At 64.9% G+C, this 20,133-nt stretch carries 19 protein-coding genes, 1 tRNA gene and 2 pseudogenes; 5 read left to right on the forward strand and 17 right to left on the reverse strand.

Annotated elements, in window-relative coordinates:
- The first annotated feature begins 5 nt into the window (after positions 1–5).
- Genes merF through merB form a run of 3 tightly spaced genes read left to right on the forward strand, consistent with a single transcriptional unit; the run spans position 6 to position 2,494 of the window.
- The gene (merF, locus tag AE618_RS22680; RefSeq protein WP_054211349.1) at positions 6–266 is read left to right on the forward strand and encodes a mercury resistance system transport protein MerF; all 261 of its coding nucleotides are present in this window, start codon (positions 6–8) and stop codon (positions 264–266) included.
- Positions 263–1,699 carry a mercury(II) reductase gene (gene merA, locus AE618_RS22685; protein WP_054211350.1) on the forward strand — a complete coding sequence of 479 codons (1,437 nt, stop codon included), beginning with the start codon at positions 263–265 and terminating at the stop codon, positions 1,697–1,699. The genes merF and merA overlap by 4 nt, the downstream gene beginning before the upstream one ends.
- Before the next feature lie 27 nt (positions 1,700–1,726).
- Positions 1,727–2,494, forward strand: a complete 768-nt coding sequence (gene merB, locus AE618_RS22690; protein ID WP_054211351.1) for an organomercurial lyase — start codon at positions 1,727–1,729, stop codon at positions 2,492–2,494.
- 53 nt (positions 2,495–2,547) lie between these two features.
- On the opposite strand, the gene AE618_RS22695 is transcribed toward merB, so the two are convergent.
- Positions 2,548–3,894, reverse strand: coding sequence for a dihydrolipoyl dehydrogenase family protein (locus tag AE618_RS22695; protein ID WP_054211352.1), 1,347 nt, complete (start codon positions 3,892–3,894; stop codon positions 2,548–2,550).
- 710 nt (positions 3,895–4,604) lie between these two features.
- Here AE618_RS22695 and AE618_RS22700 point away from each other — a divergent pair.
- Positions 4,605–5,054 (forward strand): hypothetical protein, encoded by a 450-nt coding sequence (locus tag AE618_RS22700; RefSeq protein ID WP_054211353.1) that lies wholly within the window; start codon positions 4,605–4,607, stop codon positions 5,052–5,054.
- A 16-nt stretch (positions 5,055–5,070) separates the two neighbouring features.
- Here the strand turns inward: AE618_RS22700 and AE618_RS22705 are convergent.
- From AE618_RS22705 to AE618_RS29100, 14 genes and pseudogenes are all read right to left on the reverse strand, one after another.
- Positions 5,071–5,658, reverse strand: a pseudogene (locus AE618_RS22705) (IS5 family transposase); the annotation flags it as partial.
- A gap of 18 nt (positions 5,659–5,676) precedes the next feature.
- Positions 5,677–6,090: pseudogene (locus AE618_RS29095) on the reverse strand (ATP-binding protein); the annotation flags it as partial.
- Between the two features lie 261 nt (positions 6,091–6,351).
- Positions 6,352–6,708 carry a Mu transposase domain-containing protein gene (locus AE618_RS22710; protein ID WP_054211354.1) on the reverse strand — a complete coding sequence of 119 codons (357 nt, stop codon included), beginning with the start codon at positions 6,706–6,708 and terminating at the stop codon, positions 6,352–6,354.
- Positions 6,709–7,021: 313 nt separating this feature from the next.
- Positions 7,022–7,831 carry a sulfite exporter TauE/SafE family protein gene (locus AE618_RS22715; RefSeq protein ID WP_054211355.1) on the reverse strand — a complete coding sequence of 270 codons (810 nt, stop codon included), beginning with the start codon at positions 7,829–7,831 and terminating at the stop codon, positions 7,022–7,024.
- A 60-nt stretch (positions 7,832–7,891) separates the two neighbouring features.
- Positions 7,892–8,248, reverse strand: a complete 357-nt coding sequence (locus AE618_RS22720; RefSeq protein ID WP_054211356.1) for a winged helix-turn-helix domain-containing protein — start codon at positions 8,246–8,248, stop codon at positions 7,892–7,894.
- Between the two features lie 60 nt (positions 8,249–8,308).
- Entirely contained in the window at positions 8,309–8,647 is a 339-nt protein-coding gene (locus tag AE618_RS22725) for a YnfA family protein (RefSeq protein ID WP_054211357.1), read from the reverse strand.
- A 148-nt stretch (positions 8,648–8,795) separates the two neighbouring features.
- Positions 8,796–10,202, reverse strand: coding sequence for an ISNCY family transposase (locus AE618_RS22730; protein ID WP_054211358.1), 1,407 nt, complete (start codon positions 10,200–10,202; stop codon positions 8,796–8,798).
- A gap of 104 nt (positions 10,203–10,306) precedes the next feature.
- Positions 10,307–11,155, reverse strand: a complete 849-nt coding sequence (locus AE618_RS22735; protein ID WP_054211359.1) for an MBL fold metallo-hydrolase — start codon at positions 11,153–11,155, stop codon at positions 10,307–10,309.
- A 13-nt stretch (positions 11,156–11,168) separates the two neighbouring features.
- Positions 11,169–11,969, reverse strand: a complete 801-nt coding sequence (locus tag AE618_RS22740; RefSeq protein WP_054211360.1) for a TatD family hydrolase — start codon at positions 11,967–11,969, stop codon at positions 11,169–11,171.
- Positions 11,969–13,531 (reverse strand): methionine--tRNA ligase, encoded by a 1,563-nt coding sequence (metG, locus tag AE618_RS22745; protein WP_054211361.1) that lies wholly within the window; start codon positions 13,529–13,531, stop codon positions 11,969–11,971. Before metG ends, AE618_RS22740 begins: the two co-directional genes overlap by 1 nt.
- Positions 13,532–13,551: 20 nt before the next feature.
- On the reverse strand, positions 13,552–14,622 hold the full coding sequence (locus AE618_RS22750; RefSeq protein WP_054211362.1) for a DNA polymerase III subunit delta': 1,071 nt from the start codon (positions 14,620–14,622) through the stop codon (positions 13,552–13,554).
- 86 nt (positions 14,623–14,708) lie between these two features.
- A complete protein-coding gene (gene tmk / locus AE618_RS22755) occupies positions 14,709–15,371 on the reverse strand; it encodes a dTMP kinase (RefSeq protein WP_432704522.1) in 663 nt (220 codons plus the stop codon).
- Positions 15,368–16,609, reverse strand: coding sequence for a D-alanyl-D-alanine carboxypeptidase family protein (locus tag AE618_RS22760; protein ID WP_082365498.1), 1,242 nt, complete (start codon positions 16,607–16,609; stop codon positions 15,368–15,370). The genes tmk and AE618_RS22760 overlap by 4 nt, the downstream gene beginning before the upstream one ends.
- Positions 16,610–16,657: 48 nt before the next feature.
- A complete protein-coding gene (locus tag AE618_RS29100; RefSeq protein ID WP_282568527.1) occupies positions 16,658–17,869 on the reverse strand; it encodes a septal ring lytic transglycosylase RlpA family protein in 1,212 nt (403 codons plus the stop codon).
- A 411-nt stretch (positions 17,870–18,280) separates the two neighbouring features.
- Between AE618_RS29100 and AE618_RS22770 the strand changes: the two genes are divergently transcribed.
- Positions 18,281–18,370, forward strand: a tRNA-Ser gene (locus AE618_RS22770).
- A gap of 220 nt (positions 18,371–18,590) precedes the next feature.
- Here the strand turns inward: AE618_RS22770 and AE618_RS22775 are convergent.
- Positions 18,591–19,457, reverse strand: a complete 867-nt coding sequence (locus AE618_RS22775) for an NAD(P)-dependent oxidoreductase (protein ID WP_054211365.1) — start codon at positions 19,455–19,457, stop codon at positions 18,591–18,593.
- The gene (locus AE618_RS22780) at positions 19,457–20,080 is read right to left on the reverse strand and encodes an FMN-dependent NADH-azoreductase (RefSeq protein WP_054211366.1); all 624 of its coding nucleotides are present in this window, start codon (positions 20,078–20,080) and stop codon (positions 19,457–19,459) included. The genes AE618_RS22775 and AE618_RS22780 overlap by 1 nt, the downstream gene beginning before the upstream one ends.
- Positions 20,081–20,133: the final 53 nt, after the last annotated feature.

Consider the following 20,133-nt stretch of genomic DNA (forward strand, 5'->3'; position numbering starts at 1 on the left):
TCGACATGAAGGACCGTACCCTGATCCAAGCAGGCGCCATCAGCACGGTCGTCGCGGCCATCTGCTGCGCCACTCCCATTCTCGCGATCTCGTTCGGGCTGGTCGGGCTTTCGGCGTGGGCGGCCAAGGCGGACTACGCTTTGGTCCCGATCCTGATCGCCTCGATCGGGCTGGTCGGCGTCGGACTTTACCGGCGAAAAGTATCCGCCTCGGCGGCTGTCGACTGCTGCCAGACCGACCGAAACACAAGAAAGTTGACGTCATGAGTGATTGCTGCGCCACAGGCGCAAAGAATGGCAACGATCGCTACGATCTCGTCGTGGTCGGAGCTGGCTCGGCCGGGTTCTCTGCGGCGATCACCGCGGCCGAGCAAGGAGCGCAGGTCGCCCTGATCGGTCACGGCACGATTGGGGGTAGCTGCGTCAACGTCGGCTGCGTGCCCTCAAAGGCGCTGATCCGGGCCGCCGAAGCGGTGCATCATGCCAACGCTGCTGCCACGAAATTTGCCGGCATCGCGGCGCAGGCCCATGTGGTCGATTGGAAAGCGCAGATCGCCCAGAAGGACGCTCTGGTCGCCGGCCTACGCCAGGCGAAGTACACCGATCTCCTGCCGGCCTATAACAACGTGGCGTATCACGAGGGCCGCGCGCGCTTGGTCGAAGGCGGCGTCGAGGCCGGCGGCCAGCGCTTTGCCAGCGATCGGATCATCATTGCGACAGGGACGCGGCCGGCGCTGCCCACAATCCCCGGCATCGCGGATGTGGATCCTCTCGACAGCACTGCGGCGCTTGAGCTGACCGAGCTGCCGCGCTCCATGATCGTGTTGGGTGGAGGCTACATAGGCGTCGAACTTGCCCAGACCTTTGCCCGCGTCGGCGTCGAGGTAACGCTCGTTTTCCGGAGCCGCTTGCTCCCGGAGGCGGAGCCGGAGATCGGCTCGGCGCTCACTGGCTATCTTGAGGACGAGGGCGTCACGGTGATCGGCGGCTTGGCCTACGAGTCCGTTCGCCGCACGCAGGATGGGGTCATGCTCACGGTCGTTCGTGACGGGCGGCCCGAGACGATCTCAGCCGAGCGGCTCCTCGTCGCGACCGGGCGCTCGCCCAACACCGAAGACATGGGGCTGGCCGAAGTCGGGGTTGTCCAGACACCCACGGGCGCCATCCTGGTCGATGACCGCATGCGCACTTCCAAGGCCGGCGTCTACGCGGCCGGCGACGTCACCGGAAAGGACCAGTTCGTCTACATGGCAGCTTATGGCGCAAAGCTCGCCGCGAAGAACGCGCTCAACAGCGACAGCCTGCGCTACGACAATTCCTCGATGCCGGCCGTGGTGTTCACCGACCCGCAGATCGGCAGCGTCGGGCTTACCGAGGCACGGGCGCGGGCCGCCGGATACGACGTGCGCACCTCGGTGCTCTCACTCGACAACGTGCCGCGCGCGCTCGCCGCCCGCGACACCCGGGGGTTGATCAAGCTGGTGGCGGATCGCGGCACCCGAAAGCTGCTGGGAGGGCACATCCTGGCGCCAGAAGGAGCCGACAGCATCCAGACGGCGGCGATCGCGATCCGGTGCGGGCTCACGATCGACGATCTTACCGACGCCATCTTCCCATACCTGACGACCGTCGAGGGCCTCAAGCTCGCGGCCCAGACATTCGATCGCGATGTCAGCAAGCTGTCCTGCTGCGCGGGATAGCTGCCCAAACGGTGGCGAGTACGAGACATGTTGACCAGCAATCGAACAGAGACGGCCGTCGAGATCAGGCCGGGTGTGGATCGTCCCGACTGGTCAGTCGTGACGACGCCAGCGGCGCGCGCTGCGCTCGGCGGCCGCACGGCTGCTCGAGCGGGACTGCTCGATATGTGGTCGCATGCGCTCGAGGCGGCCGAAGACCTGGTGTGGCGTGCGACTCTGCGCATTTACGGCGATAGCGGTCGTCCGCCCCGCATTGACGAAATCGCCGATGGGGCGAACCTCTCGGAGGATCGAGTCCGGGCCTTGCTGCGCAAGCTGCAACTGCGCGACCTTATAGGCCTTGAGCCCGGTACGGACACGATCCGGTACGCCTATCCGTTCACGCAGGCGGAGACGGGTCACTTGGTGTGGCTCAAGGGGAAGGTTATGTATGCCCTTTGCGCCATCGACGCTCTTGGCGTCGGGGCCATGTATCGCGCTGATGCCCCGGTGCAGTCGACCTGCCGTATGTGCAGCGAGATGATCCGAGTGGAAACCAGCGATGAAAGCCGCGCCCTCCTAAGGGTGTCACCATCGGACGCGGTCGTTTGGTACGACTTCGCCTATGGCGGAGATGCGGCAGCCAGTTCATGCTGCCCCACGATCGCGTTCTTCTGCTCCAGCCAACACCTGCAGGGCTGGCTTGATGAACAGATGCCGCGCCGGCAGGGCGTCAGCTTGGCGATGAACGAGGCTCTTGAGGTCGGCCGCGCGATCTTCGGTCCGATTCTCCGGGAGCCCTCGTCGGAAATTTAGGCCGGACACAGGGGGCAGCTCGTCGCCATGCTAAAGCTGGTCGGCAGCCTCGGTCAAAGCATGTAGCCAATGTCCGACGCCCCCGTGGGATAGGCGAACATCGTGCTTTTGATGGCTTCTGCCGTGATCCCCTGCCGGATGGCCAGCGCAAAGAGATTGATGACTTCATCAGCGTGCGGCCCAACCAGATGCGCGCCAAGAATTCGATCTGTCTTGTCCTCTACCATGACCTTGAACGCATAAGTTGGTTCGGCCGCCTGTCGCGCTGTAAACCATTCCGACGCCGTCTGGTGCTGCGTACGGAACCTGAGCCCCTGCGCGCGCGCGTCCCGCTCGCTGAGGCCGACGGCTGCAATGGGCGGAATCGTAAAGGCCACACTCGGCACGCCAAGGTAGTTGGGTGTTTGCGCGGTGCCGTTCAAAAGATTGGCCGCGACGATCTTGGCCTCATGACTCGACACCGGGGTCAAGGGCGGGCCCATCTGAGCCGCGTCGCCGGCTGCGTAAACTGCTGGGTTCGACACGCTCTGAAGGAACTCGTTCAGCTTCAGCCGCCCTTTGTGATGGGCCAACCCGCCAGCGTCCAGATCAAGCGATTCAAGCGCAGGGGCCCGTCCTGCAGAATGGACCACAAGATCGGCTTTGAGAGTCCGGGGTTGCCCGTCCGACGTGGCCTGGACAACGAAACCGGAGCCATCCTTCTCGATTGCATTGACCGCTGTATCGACATTCACATCGATGCCGATCTCGCGGAATTTCGCCATCAGCACTTCGACCAGATCTGGATCGAAATTGGGCAGCATGCGCGGGCCCCGTTGGAAGATCGTGACTTCGGCGCCGGCCCGCGCTGCGATATGTGAGAATTCCGCCGCGATAAAGCCTCCCCCAACCAGAACGATCCGCTTGGGGAGCTGCTCCAGCGCAAGAAAATCCTCGCTCGTGGTAAGGTGCTCTTCGCCGGGAATGCCGAGCCGTATGGGCTCCGCTCCCGCTGCAATCACGATGTGCCGCGCCTCGAGGGTCTCACCGCCAACCTGAACGGTGTTTCGGCCCGTGAATCGGGCGCGACCGTGGAATGTTTCGATCCCTTTTTCCGCATAGCGCTGCTCGTTTTTCGCGGGGACCGGATCGGTAAAGCTGCGCTTGAACGCGATCAGCTCTGGCCAATTGAGGCGCACCTCACCTTCAGGCCCTTTGCCCCTCATACGCCGGACATGATCGATGGCAGTGGCACCGCCGATCAACATTTTCTTGGGATCGCATCCGCGCAGCGCACAGGTCCCGCCGAACGGACGAAAATCGATGACCGCGACCTTCCAGCCGGCAGCGGCTGTCCGCTGGCTCGCCACCATTGCTGAAGTGCCGGTTCCGATGATCACAAGATCATATGCCTTGGCCATTTTGGCCCTCCGCTTTCCGCTGGACGGTGCAGCCTTCGTTGCGCGGGCAGGTTGCGCAGCCACGCTTGAGAGCCTAACCCGAAAAGACTTCAGCAGTTTCAGCCGGTTGCGATTCCGTCAGGCTGCGAGAGTTGATGGAGGCCACGATGTCCTAGCCCAAAACCACTCGACGTGATCATGCACGCGGAGGGCCGCCGCGGTCGCAGCAAGGCTGAAAGGACCGCGAGAGCCGGGCGAACCTGGTCGTGTGGGTGGAGGTCGACGAGCGATATCGGCGCGCCATCCCGTCGGCAGGCATGATCGCCGTCCGAGGCTTGGTGCAGCGCGAAGGCGAGGTCGTTCATCTGGTGGCGCCCGAGGTTATCGATCTCTCGGCCGCGCTTGCCAGCGTCGGCACCCGCGGGGCAACGTCCGCTACCGGGACGGCTTCCCTCCCCTCACATTGGCTCCTGCTGGTCTTGAGGCGGAGTCGATCAGGGTTAGAAGGGATTTCCGCTAGAACTCGGACCATAAAGGGGTGGCATCGCCTGGTCGGTGGGATGCGAAATCCACGGCGCGCGGCAGAAATTGCCGCAGTGACGGGCAGATTGTTCCACCACTCCACCGCCGCGCCAGCGCCAAATCCCCGGCCTTAGCCCTCCGCGTGTGAATGGTCAGGCTGGCGTAAGGATTGCTTAGCAAGTTTCGGGAACAACCGTGGGAGTAAGTGCATGACTACTATCGGATCGACGTCATATTCCGCCGTCACAAGCCGCTATGCCGCCGTTGAGCGGTCACAATCCAGCACCTTTGCCGATCAGATAGGGCAGGAAACAGCTTCGACGACAGGGCCTCAGTCGGGCAAGCTGGCAACTTTGTCGGCCGAGTTGAAGGAGCTTCAAAGGCAGCAAGTGAACATGTCCAACAGGGACTATCTCTTGGCCAACCTTACGCTGAAGGAGCAGGTTTCCACTGAAAGGCTCAATGCAGGGGAAGGGCTTGATGTGATCGGCGTGCGGTTTGAAGGTCGGATCTTCAATCTGGCAGGCAAGGCATTTGGGCCTAGGTCTTTGGATTTCGCCAAGATTTCCTATAGCGACATGGTGCAGCTTGTAGAACCCGAAGATAAGCTGGGCGGCAATCTGGCGCAGCATCAGACCAGTATTGATATTCAGCTTTAGTGCCCGACTCAAACCTCTACGAGGGATAGCAATACCTTGCGAGGCGGCGGGTCAGGAGCCTGAGGTTTGCGACGAGGATCCAGGCCTCGGCGCTGGCGATGGTTCTCTCGACGTCCTTTGCGAGCCTGCGGCAGCGGCCGAGCCAGGCGAAGGTCCGCTCAACCACCCATCTTCGCGGCAGGACTTCGAAGCCCTGCGCATGATCGGAGCGCTTGATGATCTGGAGGGTCCATCGTCCAATCTTGCGGAGGCGCCCCTTGAGTTTCTCGCCGCCATATCCGCCATCGGCGAAGACGTGACGCAGCCAGGGATAGCGGTGGCGAACGGAGTTCAGCACCTCGACGGCACCGTCCCGATCCTGGATATCGGCGCCGTGGACGACGAGCCCGACCACAAGGCCGAGCGTGTCCGTCAGGATGTGTCGCTTGCGGCCCTTGATCTTCTTGCCAGCGTCGAAGCCCCGGACGCCGCCGCTGTCGGTGGTCTTGACGCTCTGGCTGTCGATGTGTCCAGCGACATTCAGAACTGCCCCCTTTTCGTCACGAAAAACTGACCCCCATGCCAATTGCTTTTCGCGGAGCCGATAGCTGTCTCCGCGGATGGTGATGACGTGGCTGTGGTGGAGCAGCCGATCGAGGATGGCGGTCGCGACGACGGGATCGCCGAAGACCGAGCCCCATTCACCGACGGCGCGGTTTGAGGTCACGAGCATGGCGCCGCGCTCATAGCGGCGGCTGACGAGCTGGAAGAACAGATGCGCGGCGTCGAGCTCGAACGGAAGATAGCCGAGCTCGTCGACGATCAGCAGCTTGGGCTTGGCGTAGTGGGTCAGCTTCTCCTCGAGCCGCCCTTCGCCATGGGCCTTGGCCAGTTGCGCGACCAGCGTCGTCGCCGGCGTGAACAGGACCGAGTAGCCGGTGACGATGGCTTCGCGCCCAAGCGCAACCGCCAGATGGGTCTTGCCCACGCCCGGCGGGCCCAGGAGCAGCACCGCCTCGCCGCTGGCGATGAAGCGGCCCGTGGCGATCTCGCGGATCTGCGCCTTGTCGAGGGACGGCTGGGCCCCGAAGTCGACAGCCGGTGAGGTCGCGCACGAAGGGGAAGCGCGCCAGGCCGCAGGACATGTCGATCCGGCGCTGGTCGCGGCGTGCGACCTCGCGCTCGCAAAACAGCGTCAGCGCCTCCCGGATCGTGAGTTCTCGGTGGCCGGCCTTGCCGATCAGGCTGTCGAGCTGATCGCGCAGCGCCGTCAGCTTCAACCGGCCGAGCAAGGCGGTCAGATGATCATGGTCGTTCATCAGAAGCCTCCCCCGACAACCGCCTCATACTCCGCCAGCGGACGCAGCAACGCAGCCGGCGCGGGCGGCGATCTCGGCGGCGCCAGGTGAACCGGCCGCTCGCGCGTTCCCACAAGTCCGGCCAGGTGGGCATCGTCGACGATCCGGCCATGGCGCCCCTTTAACTCGGCATGGACGGCCACCTCGCGCCCGCCATGGTGGATGCGCACGATCTCGTTGCCGACGGTGACCCGGACGCGCTCGCCGATCAGCCGCCACGGCACCGAATAGGCATTGCCGTCGATCGCCACTGCGCAATAGGCGCCGACGCTGCGCATCAGCTCGCGATGCGTCGTGAACGGCGGAATGCCCCTCACGGGTCTGAGGGCCCCGGCCTCCTCGCGCAGGAAGCGATCGATCGGTGCCTCGCCCCGCCAGAACGAGCGGCACGACGCAGCAAGATGAGGCGATCAACGCCGCCGTTCCAGCCAAGGCCGCAAAGCCTGCGAGCAAAGTTGGCGATCGGGCAGGCTGCTCTCGTTTCGCTGCGGGTTTGGCCATGGTGCCACCTGTCATGCGTGCGCCTGCTTATTCGGTAGCATCCCGCACCGATATCTATGCGAATTAAGCGGAATCATAATCACAGGGTGCGAGGCCATCGTGGCCGGCCTCGCCCTTCGGCGGTGGGTTTCAGGCGTGCCGCCAGACCTTCACGGCCGAGATGAGCAGGATCACGGCAAGGGTTGGTAGCAGGAAACCACTCGGCACGAGGCCGAGGAGCTGCCCGCCGATAAACGTGCCGATGATCGAGCCCGCCGCCATCACGAGCAGGAATTGCCGATTGCGCCCCAGAACGGAAAAGCTCTGGTCGCGGCTATAGCGCGTGAATCCGACGATCATCGTGGGCAGGGACACAGCGAGCGAGAGACTGCCCGCCAGCTTGATATCGGCCCCGAACAACAAGACGAGCGTCGGAATCAACAGCTCCCCACCGGCGACGCCGAGCAGTGAGGCGACAACGCCGATTCCGAAGCCCGCAAGGATACCGGCAACGAGCTGCGCCGATCCGGTCAGCAATGGCTTGCCTGCCGCCGCATCATGACCGGCCACCAACACGATCGCGATCGCGACGAGCAAGACGGCGATCACCTTGTAGAGGGTTTCCGATTTTAGGCGCGTTGCCCACCCTGCCCCGAACCACGCGCCGAGCAGGCTTCCGGCGAGCAGGTTCAGGATGATCGGCCAGTTCGCGGCGATCGTTGCGAAGGGCACCGTCGCGGCGCGGAAGGGCAGCGCGGTCGCGACGACGACGAGGCTCATGGCCTTGTTCAGGATCACGGCTTCCAAAGCCCCGAAGCGAAATGCGCCGATCAGCAGCGGCAAGCGAAATTCCGCCCCGCCCAGACCGATCAATCCACCCAAGGCCCCGATGACTGCGCCGCCAGTGAAGGCCGCAGGGGCATTGCGCGAGGTCTTTTCGGGTGCGGCGGCATCTGACATTGGCGGCCTTTGAGCGATATAGCTCACTGGCTATATCGACTCTAGGTAATGCCTGCCAGCTCAAACCTTGGGCGGCGCGGCGAGCGCGGCCAGCTCCTTCAGCTCATCGAGGGCGGCGGCGCGCATTTTGTCTTCGAGGCTGCGATAGAGCTGCAAGACGGTGCGGCCAGTGTCGGTTAGGGATGCCCCGCCGCCCGTGCGCCCGCCCTTTACCGACACCACCAGAGGCTCGGCAAAGGTGCTGTTCAACGTGTCGATGAGATACCACGCCCGCTTGTAGCTCATGCCCATGGCGCGGCTTGCGGCCGAGATCGAGCCGGTTTCCGCGATCCCTTGCAGCAGGGCGGCTTTGCCCGACCCCAGAAGCGTTTCAGGGGCGAGCGACAGGCGCAGGCTCACATGGGGGAAGGTTCGCATGGTGTTTTCTAGCGGTCGCGCGAGGGTGCGTCACGCTCATCCGCAGTGCGTTGAAACGGCTTACCCGCCGCGCGGGCCAAAGAGAATGACTGCCGCCGCGACCAATGCGAGCCCCGTTCCGGTCAAATCCCATTTGTCGGGCGGGTGCCCTTCAGCCAGCCACAACCACAGCACTGAGGCGGCGATATAGACGCCCCCATAGGCGGCATAGGCGCGGCCTGCATGGTTGCTCGGGGCGAGTGTCAGCAGATATGCGAAGGCGATCAGGGCGGGGATTCCGGCCACGATCCAAAACGGCGATTTGCCCATGCGCAACCATGCCCAGAAGGCAAAGCAGCCCACTATTTCGGCCACCGCCGCACCTGCGTAGATGAGGGCCGTTGAGAGATACACGGGCATGCTGACCTCAGATTAGGACAATGAAGCTGACCTAATTGTGCCATGGAGCACCGTGACTTGCCAGCCCGCCCTCTCGCGTGCGCGAGATTGCTGTTGCAACCGTTTTGAAATGTCTCAGGCTGCAGCAAGTTAGAAATGTCTCAGGGCGCTACGGAGCCTCTGCCGGGGCTGCGGAGAGCCCATGTTTCGCAGCAGCGCCGGCAGAGGCGGGGCGATTGGCGGCTTTCGCCGCGACATGACGGTCGACGAAGGAAATCCGGCCTCGACGCCCCTTCGGTCGAGGCGCATAGCCCCCGGCTTCGCTGTGCGTCTTGGGCGGCACCGGTTTGATCTCGTCCTGGCGCGCTTTCACCCAGGCCAGGGCCTCCGAGAGGCGCTTGTTCTCGACGATCGCCGTGTGCGTGACGCGCTGTTTCTTGTCGAAGACGCGATACGCCAGAGTGACGCCTTTCCAACGCACCTCGAACCGACCGTCGGGAAACTCGTAGGTCTCGACGTATTTGCCGATCAGACCAGCCGTCAACGGCGTCTCGTCCAGAATAATCCGCTTGCTGTCGTAGGACAGGGCGAGTTGCTGAGTGACATAGCGCTGCTCTCGCCAAGCCAGAATCGTATCGAGCTCCTCGGGGTTACGTTCTATCGGGCGATGAAGATCGTTCGGTCGAGCGAGATGTGACGGAAGGCGCGCTTTGAGGCGCCCGATAATCGCTGGACGGTAGGCGTTCGCCGCCACGATCGTCGATATCCCTTCGTGCCGCCGCTCCTTCACGAGACGGTCCTGCAGCGTGCGGTTCACGCGTTCCACCCGCCCTTTGGCTTGGCTCGAGTTCCCGCACAGGATCTCGATGCTAAGCTCGCTCAGAGCGCGCCCGAACTGCGTCATGCCCTGATCAACCTGAGCCTGAGGCTTCGGCACGCGAAAGATCGATTGCTTGTCAGAATAGAAGGCGAGGGGTCGCCCATGGCTCGACAGATGGCCCTTCAGCGGCGCGAAATATGCAAAAGCGCTCTCAGAGTGCACGAAGCGGAGCGCAACCAGGCGACCTGTCGCATCGTCGATGAAGACGATCAGCGTGCAGCGCGGACCGCGATCCTCAAACCAGCGGTGTTCGCTCCCGTCGATCTGGACCAGCTCGCCAAAGTGTTCGCGGCGGACGCGAGGCTGGTGAAACTGGCGCCGCTGCTTGCGCGAGAGCCACAGGCCTTCCGCGGTCATCCACTTGCGGAGCGTCTCTCGTGAGACCGCCAGGCCGTGCCGTTCGAGTAGCATCTGGCTCGCAAGAGTTGGTCCGAAATCGCGATAGTTCTCCGCGACATAGGCGATCGCCATCTGGCGGACATGCGGCGCTAGCAAACGATTGGAGGGCCGGCCGCGGGCATGATGGCGAAGGCCGGCCGCACCATCATCTGCGAACCGAAGTGCCAGCCGGTGCGCCTGGCGTCGCGTGACGCCCATCACCTCGGCCGCCGCCGTTACCGTCAATCGGCCCGCCATAACCGATGCCAGCACTTCGGCGCGGCGAAGCTCTCTCTCGCTCATCTCGACCCAGCCCATGCCAGACTCCCACGCTCAACGCCGAGGGGGAGTGTGACATTCCTAGTTTGCCACGATGAGACATTTTAACTTTGCGCCTACATCTCCGATTCGCATAAGGTATATTATGGAACCAAAACCGATGCCGTCCTGGGCATGGCACCGTCGACGGGAAGGCAGAACGGGATCCGCAAGCCATCGAACGCCACATCGACATCGTCAGGCAACATGCTGCGAAGCCTGGCATAATCGAGGTCGGAGTGCAGATCCGTCATGATCGTCCGACGCGGCTTCAGCTCCGCAATCGTCGCCAGCGCCTGCGTGAGATTGAAGTGGCTTGGATGCGGTGCCTCGCGCAGGCAGTCGAGGATTAGGATGTCGAGCCCCGCCAGCGCCGCCTTGGCCTGTGGCGGGATCAGGCTGACATCGGGCACATAAGCGACGTCGCCGAACCGAAAGCCCAGCGCCTCGTAGTTGGGCCCGTGCTCGACGGCGATCGGCAGCGCGACGATCTCGCCGCCGGCGCCCTGGACGGCCACGGGCGTGCCATTCGCCAGGGGCCGCAGCTCGAGGATCGGCGGGTAGATGCTACCGGGCGGCGTCTCGAACAGATAGGCGAAGCGCGAGACCAGCGAGCGCGTGGTCAGCACATCGGCATGGACGACGATGCGGCGCCGGTTGTGCAGCACGAGCGAGCGCAGATCGTCAATGCCATGGGTATGGTCGGCATGGTCGTGGCTGAACAGCACGGCGTCGAGATCCGGCACCTCGGCGTCGAGCAGCTGCTCGCGCAGATCCGGCGAGGTATCGACGAGGAGCCGAGTCGTGCCGGCCTCTTGGACACGTTCGACCAGGATCGAGCAGCGCCTCCGCCGGTTCTTCGGCTCGGACGGGTCGCAGGCGCCCCAGCCAGTCCCGGGCTTGGGCACGCCGCCGGAAGAGCCGCAACCGAGAATCGTCAGTGTCAGGGTCATGTCCGGGCGTGCCTCAGGCGACCTGAGCGACGGGCACGGTATGGTCCATCTTCCAGTAGCAGCGGCGCGCATTCGCGGTCGTCAGGGCTGCGATCTCCTCGAAAGACACGCCGATCGCATCGCCGAGAATCTTCGCGGTTTCAACGACGTAGGACGGCTCGTTGCGCTTGCCTCTGAACGGCACGGGCGCAAGATAGGGCGCATCGGTCTCGACCAGCAGGCGCTCTTTCGGCACCATCCGGGCGATCCGACGCAATTCCTCCGAGGTCTTGAAGGTCAGGATGCCCGAGAACGAGACGTAGAGGCCGAGTTCGACGCCAGCCATTGCGAGCGCCTCGCCAGCGGTGAAGCAGTGCAGGATGGCAGGGAAGGCGCCCTTCCCCATTTCCTCGCGCAGGATCGCGATCATGTCGTCATCGGCCTGGCGGGCATGGATGACGAGCGGCAATTGGGTGATGCGGGCTGCGGCGATGTGGACGCGCAACCCTTGCGCCTGCGCCTCGCGCGGGCTCTTGTCGTAGTGGTAATCGAGCCCCGCCTCGCCGATGGCGACGCAGCGCGGATGGGCTGACAGCGCGACGAGCTGCTCGGCGGTGACGTCCAATTCCTCATGCGCACCATGGGGATGCGTGCCGACGCTGCACCAGACCGATGGGAAGCGCTCGGCGATGGCCGCATAGGCTGGGAAGCGCGCGACGCGGGTCGAGATCGTGACCATGCGCCCCACGCCGGCGGCTTCGGCCCGGGCGACGTAAGCTTCGAGTTCCTCGGCGAAATCCGGGAAATCGAGATGGCAATGCGTGTCGATCAGCATCAGGCGGCCTCGCCGCCTTCGGGCTCGACATAGCGCGGGAAGATGCCGCTCGGCGCCGGCAGAGCGGTGCCGGAGGCCAAACGACCGCCCTCGCTCAGCGCGGCGAAGCTGCGCGCCTCTGCCGGGACGCCGAGCAGATCCAACAGCTTGGCCATTGCCGCCGGCATCACCGGCTGGACCAGGATCGCGACCTGCCTGATCACCTCGGCCGTGACGTAGAGCACGGTGTCGCGCCGCGCCGGATCGGTCTTGGACAGGCGCCAGGGCTCGTTGGCGGCAAAATAGCGGTTGGCCTCCGCCACCACGGCCCAGATGTCGGCCAGCACGACATGCAGCGCGAAGTCGGTCATCGCCGCGCGCGCCTTGGCGAGCGCGCCGTCGGCCAGCGCCAGCATCGCCTCGTCGCTCTCGGTCAGCGCGCCGCGTGCCGGCACCCTGCCCTCGCAGTTCTTCGCGATCATCGACAGCGAGCGCTGCGCGAGATTGCCGATATCATTGGCGAGGTCGGCGTTGATCCGGCCGATGATCGCCTCATGGCTGTAATGGCCGTCCTGCCCGAACGAGACCTCGCGCAGGAAGAAATAGCGCAGTTGGTCGACGCCATAGGTGTCGGCGAGCTCGAAGGGATCGACGACATTGCCGAGCGACTTCGACATCTTCTCGCCGCCCTTGGCCAAGAGGAAGCCATGGCCGAAGACCCGCTTGGGGAGCGGCAGGCCGGCCGACATCAAGAAGGCCGGCCAGTAGACCGTGTGAAAGCGCAGGATGTCCTTGCCGATGATGTGGACATCGGCCGGCCAGTAGTGCGCGCGCGGGCTGTCGGGATCGGGGAAGCCCGTGCCGGTCACGTAGTTGTTGAGCGCATCGACCCAGACATACATCACATGCTTCGGGTCGCCCGGCACGGGCAGGCCCCAGTCGAAGGTGGTGCGGCTGATCGAGAGATCCTCGAGCCCGCCCTTCACGAAGGAGACGACCTCGTTCCTGCGCGTCTGCGGCGAGACGAAGTCCGGCACGTCCTCGTAAAGCTTCAGAAGGCGGTCCTGATAGGATTTGAGGCGGAAGAAATAGCTCTCCTCCTCGACCCACTCGACCGGCGTGCCCTGCCCGCCCAGCCGTGTGCCGTCCGGCTGGAGGGTGGTTTCCTCCTCGCCATAGAACGCCTCGTCGCGGATCGAGTACCAGCCGGCATATTTCGACAGGTAGATGTCGCCATTGGCCTCCATCCGCCGCCACAGCTCCTGAGTCGAGGGCAGATGGTCGGCATCGGTGGTGCGGATGAAGCGGTCGAAGGAGCAGCCCAGCCGCTGCTCCATCTCATGGAAGCGCGTGGCGATGCCGTCGACGAAATCCTTCGGCGACAGCCCGTTCTGCTCCGCGGTGCGCTGCACCTTCTGGCCATGCTCGTCCGTGCCGGTCATCGCGAAGACGTCGTAGCCGTCGAGCCGCTTGAAGCGCGCGATCGCGTCGGAGGCCACCATCTCATAGGCGTGGCCGATATGCGGCGGACCGTTGGTGTAGTGGATCGCGGTCGTCAGGTAGAATTTCGGGGCCGTGGCCATCGTCGATCCGGAGGTTCGCTTCACGCTGCGCGCGAGCGGGCGACCGCATCCGACAGATCATGAAACATGGTCATCACGAGCGGGCGGCGGTCGAGGTTGTAGGTCTCGACATCGCGGGCCGCACGGCCAAGCTTGTCCCATACCTCCGCCAGCGGTGCAAGACGCGCCGATTGCGCTGCAGCATGCGCGTGGAGATGGTCCGAGAGCCAGCTCTGCACCGTCTCGATCATCACGGCGAAATCGCTCTCGCCCGCCTTGCCGGCAACATCCTCGGCCAGCGCCATCAGCGCGTTGAGGTCGATGCCCGGCAGCGCGTCGAGACGGGCCCGCACGGCCTCGACCAGCGCCAGCGTCTCGGGGTCGACATAGGTCAGGGCGCGGCGAACCGAGCCGTCGGCAAGCCGTGCGGCCCGCATCAGCGCCGACGCATCGAACGGCCCGCCCAGCCGCTCCAGCGCGATTTCGCCGGCCTGCGCCACCTGCGCCTCGTCGAGCGCCCCGAAGGTCATCAGCCGGCAGCGCGAGCGGATCGTCGGCAGCATCCGGCCCGGCGCATGGGCCACGATCAGGAACAGCGCACGCGGCGGCGGCTCCTCCAGCAGCTTGAGCAGGGCGTTGCCGGCCGAGCGGTCCATGTCCTCGGCCGAATCGACGATGCAGACGCGCCAGCCGCCCTCGGCCGCGCTCGAACCGAAGCGATCGAGCACCCGCCTGACCGCATCGACCGGAATATTGCTGGTGTAGCCCTTGCCGTCCGGCTTCTGGATCCGGCGCAGCAGGTGCAGATCGGGATGCGACTGCGCCATCACCCGCCGCGTCGCCGGATCGTTCTCCGGCATCGCCAGCGAGGTTGCGCCGGCGGCTCGACTGGTGGGGTCGCCCGCCGCCAGCACGAAGCGCGCGGCGCGATAGGCGAAGCTCGCCTTGCCGATGCCTTCCGGGCCGCCGAGCAGCCAGCCATGATGCATCCGGCCCGAGGCCAGCGCAGCGAGAAAGGCCTGCTCCTGCGCGGCGTGCCCGATCAGATCCAGCGTCTCGCGCGGATGCGGCGCGTTCGGCAGGCGGTCGGGTTCGTCGCTGGTCTGGAGCATCGCTCGTCCTTCGTCGCGGATTGGACGTGTTTGGTCCGTGGCGCGCCTCAGGGCAAGAGCCCTCGATGGTGGCAGCCCTCTCAGGCTCAGGCGGTCTGCGGCACCGGGAGGCGCTCGCGGATCACCGCCCAGGCAGCTTGCGCCAGCAGGGCCGGCGGTTGCGCCGCATCGAGGACAACGCAGCGCGCCGGCTCGGCTTCCGCGATCGCGAGATAAGCCTTTCGCAGCCTGCGATGGAAGGCCAGCGTCTCGCTCTCGAAGCGGTCGGTGCCCTCGCCGGGCGCACGGCGGCGCGCCGCCCGGGCGAGACCGATCGTCGGGTCGAGATCGAGGATCAGAGTCAGGTCGGGCATCAGCCCGTCGATTGTCACCGCTTCGAGTTCGGCCAGCAGCCCAGGCTCGATGCGGCCGAGCGCGCCCTGATAGACTCGGGTCGAATCGATGAAGCGGTCGCAGAGCACCCATTCGCCCCGCGCCAGGGCGGGCGCGATCAGCCGGTCGATATGGTCGATCCGCGCCGCCGAGAACATCAGCGCCTCGACGAACGGGCCGTGCTGCTTCACCTGACCGGACAGGATAACCTCGCGGATCGCCTCGGCCTTGGGCGAGCCGCCGGGCTCGCGTGTCAGCGTGACGATCAGGCCGAGAGCTTCGATGCGCTCTTTCAGATTGCGGGCCAGGGTCGATTTCCCGGCGCCCTCGCCGCCTTCGAGCGTGATCAAGCGGCCATGCGGCATGATGCCGGTCAACTCCGGCTCAGGGCCTTGCGGACCCAGCCCGACGCCGCCTCGAGCAGCGCGTCCAGCGCACGGCTCTGCAAGGTGCCGGCCTGCACCGTCTCGGCGGCGTAAAGGGGGATGTCGAGCGTCTTGACCTCGCCGCGCGTGACCAGGAGCCGGGCCACCTCCGCGCCCTCTTGGACCGGCACAGTCAGCGGCCCGCGATAGACGATGCGCGCGTTCAGGCGCTCGCTGCTGCCGCGCGGCAGCAGCAGGGCGACCGGCCCCTTGGCTTTCAGCCCGACGCGCCCTTTCTCGCCGCCGAAGACGCTGGCCTCGCCGACGATGTCGCCGGCCTCGAAGATCTTGCGCGGCTCGAAGGCGCGAAAGCCCCATTCCAGCAGCTTGCGCGCTTCGTTGGCACGGTCGCGCGCGGTCTTGAGGCCGTTGACCACGACGATCAGGCGCTGCCCGTTCTGGACGGCGGAGCCGACGAGCCCAAAACCGGAATCGTCGATATTGCCGGTCTTGAGCCCGTCGGCGCCGATATCCATCGCCAGCAGCGGATTGCGGTTCTGCTGCTTGATCTTGTTCCAGGTGAATTCGCGCTGGCCGAAGATCCTGTAGTGCTCGGGATAGGTCTTGATGATGTGGTCCGACAGCAGGGCCAGTTCGCGCGCCGTGACCTTCTGCAGCGGATCGCCCATGCCGGTGGCGTTGCGGAACACGGATTTCGTCAAGCCGAGCGCCCGGATCCGCTCCGTCATCAGCCGCGCAAATGTTGTCTCGTCGCCGGCGACGGCCTCGGCGAGCGCGATCGAGGCGTCGTTGCCGGATTGGACGATGATGCCGTGCAGGATGTCGGAGAGCTTCACCCGGCTATTGAGCTGCGCGAACATGGTCGAGCCGCCCGAGACGCCGCCGCCCTTGCGCCAGGCGTTCTCGGAAATGCCGATCTCGCTGTCCAGCGTCAGCCGGCCCTGGGCGATCTCCTCGAAGGCGACGAGCGCGGTTGCGATCTTGGCAAGGCTGGCGGGCGACATCAGCTCATCGGCCGCCTTCTCGTAGAGGACGGTGCCGCTGGCGGAATCGAGCAGAACGGCAAAGGGGGCCGGCGACTGGAAGCCCTGGGCGAATGCAGCAGGGGCATGCAGCGCGGCCGTCAGTGCCACAATGGTGAGGAGGCAGACGACTCGAACGCGGATCAACCTGCGCCTGACCGCGCAAACGGCAAAAAACCTGTCAGACCGGTGACCGGAAGCGCTCATACGCGATCAGAAGCAGAGCCGGATGCACCCGGTCAAGCCTCATCCCGGTCAATTCCGCGACAGTGACTGCAGCTGCTGCGGCAGAAGGGCCCGGTTGAGCGGGTGTGACGCGGAGAAGCGCTGCGTCGGCGCGCGCTCGGGAGCTGCAAACAAGCTGGCGACCGTGCCCCGGACCGGCGGCAATGGACTGCGCACCAATGCAGGAACCGGGACGGGCCTTCCGGCGTTGGCAATGGTATCGAGATCGAAGGGACGGCTCGGCGGCAGCTTCACGCCGCGAACCGCAATCCCGCCGGCCGACGAGGTCGAGACCAGCGAAGCCGCGACAGGCGTGCTCGGCGCGATCGTCCGCACTGCCTCCGTGGACGCCGTCGAATAGCTCGCCGGAGCATAGGCCTGTGCGGTGGAGGTCGAAGCGGTCGCATAGGTCTGTGCGACGGGACGGGAGATCGCCGGCTCCGCGGCGGGTTGCGGCTGTGGCTCGTCGAGATCGGCGCTTGCCGAACGTGACGTTCCCACCGCCGCCGCGCTGGCGACCAACGTGCGAGCGCTGGTGCCGGGAATGGCGGCCGGCTGGCCGTCGGTGCGCAGCGTCGCCAGCAGGAGTTTGTCGTCCGACCCGGCGAGCGAGGCCTGGCCGAGATATTCGAGCTTGATCCGCGCAGTGCCGAGATGGCGGAAGGCCAGAGCCTCGGCCGTCTGCTGCGAGACGTCCATGACGCGGCCGCCGTGATAAGGGCCGCGATCGTTGACGCGCACGATGATCGAACGGTTGTTGAGCATGTTCGTCACGCGGGCATAGGCCGGCAGCGGCATGGTCGGATGCGCGGCGGTGATGCCGTGGCGGTCATAGACCTCGCCATTGGCGGTGCGGCGGCCGTGAAAGGCCTCGCCATACCAGGAGGCGGTACCCACAGCCGTGTAGCCGAGCGGCTTGTCATAAGGGGTATAGCGCTTGCCGGCGACGGAGTAGGTCTTGCCGATCAGCTGGCGTCCGCCGCCCTTGGGCACCTCTTCGCCCTCGGCGACGACGCGCGGGCTGGCTGGTCCATATTTGGACTGCGGAAAGGCGCCGATTTCCTTCGACTTGCCGCGACGCGCGACCTGATCATTGGCGCAATTGGCGAGGAAGAGGCCGGCAAGCACGACGCAGCCGAGGCGCGCAGCACTGATCGCGAGACTTCTGGAAGGCGGGGCGAGGCCCGTATCGGTCGAAGCGGAGAGACTGTCCGGTGCCGAAGGGCGAGCGCCTCGCATCATGCCGTCATTCCGCTTTCTGCGCCGAAAACCATGAGGCCGGCCGAGCCGCACAGGCGGCGAAGCCAGAGTTTTCGGTCAATCCGATTAAGGGATCGTTAATGCCGACCGCAGCGACGCGGCAGCGTTAACGGGCTGTTCCCCGCCTGCCCTTGAGCGGGCACAAAGGTGTCGGAAATGCGGCGGCTGTCAACCCTTGGCATGCCGAGGCCACGTTTCGTGAGAGGCGTGGCGGGGCCGCAACGGTTGCCCGAACGGCACCTATCGATAGGGTCGCACAGCCGTTTTGCCTCTAAATCCACCCTCGCGAGCGAGCCTGACGGGCTGTTCGATCCCTGCATCGATCCACCCTCGCCCGCTCCTCGCGGACAGCGCTTGCCAAAACGCCCCATGCGCGGCAATGACTGCGACACCGGAAGGGTGGCCGAGTGGTTTAAGGCAGCGGTCTTGAAAACCGCCGTGGGTGCAAGCCCACCGTGGGTTCGAATCCCACCCCTTCCGCCATTTTCCGCCGAAACTACGCCTGCAGGAGAGCGCAAGGTCGCTTGCTTTAGGTCGCTTGCTTGGAGAGAGGTGTAAAAATGGCGATGTTTGGCTGTGGAAAGTTTGAATCGCTTGCGATCTCTCCGACTATCCAGATGCGTGTCCTTGGATAAGGACCGCCCGCCTTTCGGACCATTTCCCTTCAAGTAAACGGTGCAATTTCCTGCGTGTCCAATTGAGATCAGGACTGCCTGTAGAGTCGGACAACACCGGTGATGTTGTCCGCGCCATGACCTGCATTGATGGCGCGCGCAAAGACGTTTCGCGCGGCTGAAGCCAGGGGCGTGCTGTCGACTGTCTCGGCAATTGATAGAGCGTAGCCCAAATCCTTCTCGACGATCTGGATTGGAAATAGTGGGGGGAATGTATCGAGAAGCATCGCCCCTGCCGCCGCCTTCGCTGCGGGGCTACAGACGGGCGTGGCCGAAACGAGTTCGACCAATCGCGCCGGATCGAAACCCCGATGCCGCACGGCCTCGATCAGTTCGGCGAGCACCGCCACCTGTATTCCGAACAGCGTATTGACGGCGAGCTTGGCGGCGGCGCCTGCGCCGTTCGGTCCTGCATGGAGGACAGAGGCTCCCATGTGCAACAGGACCGCCTCCGTCCGTGACACGGCCTCGGCCACGCCTCCGGCGAGGAAAATGAGCTGCCGGGCATCGGCCTGCGGCCGCGATCCGACCACTGGCGCATCGATGAAGACGATGTTCCGCCTTCTGCATAGCTCTGCAAGCTCTTGTACCCAGTTCACACTCAACGTCGAACAGTCGACTGCGATGGCGCCATCGGGCAGGCCGCCGAGTGCGCCGTCCCTTGCCTCCAGCCAGACGTAACGCGAAGCCGCGTCATCACGCAGCATGCTGAAGACGAAATCGCTGTCCGCCACGGCGGCGCGCGGCGTGAGCGCCGCATCCGCCCCCGTATCGCGCAGTGCCTCCGCCTTCTGCGGATCGCGGTTCCAGACCGTGAGCTCGTGTCCCGCCGCGATGAGATTGCGTGCCATCCGGGAGCCCATGGCTCCAAGCCCTAAGAAAGCGATTTTCGCCATCACGCGGCCTCCAGAGCGGAATTAATTGCCCGTTTTGCGGCATCGACGTTGGCTGCGAGCGTCGCCTCGCCTGCAGTGGTGGCTTCGACGGCCACGAAGGTCACATCCTCGATGCCGAGGAAGCTGAGGAGAAAGCGCAGATAGGGATCGACGAAATTCGCCGCGCTGAACGCCCCGCCGGCGGCATAACCCGAGGCGCCGTAAGCGCAGATGACATAGGCCCGCTTTCCGGTGAGCAGCCCGGAGAATCTGACACCGTCATAGGAAAAGGTGTGTCCGATCCGAACAACCTGATCGATCCACGCCTTCAGCGCCGAGGGAATGGAGAAATTGTACATGGGTACGGTGAGGATCAGAACCTCGGCCGAACGCAACTCTTGGATGAGCTCGTCGGAAAGGGCAGTCGCGTCGTGCAGTTCCGCGGTCATTTGATCGGCCGGTGTATAGTAGCCGGTAATGGTCGGGTTCGAGATATGCGGTAGTGGTGTCGAAGCGAGGTCGCGGCGGGCGATGCGCGTATCGGGCAGCGTTGTGACGAGCCTGGCTTCCAGGTGGTCGCCCACGAGACGGGATATGGAACCGCTGTCGCGGGCGCTGGAATCGATACGGAGGATCCTGGTCATTGGAGCGTTTCCTTCATGATAAGATGAGAAGCGCGCCGCTCAGAAAAGCCGGT

The organism is Allobosea vaviloviae, from assembly GCF_001298265.1.
Lineage (GTDB): Bacteria > Pseudomonadota > Alphaproteobacteria > Rhizobiales > Beijerinckiaceae > Allobosea > Allobosea vaviloviae_B.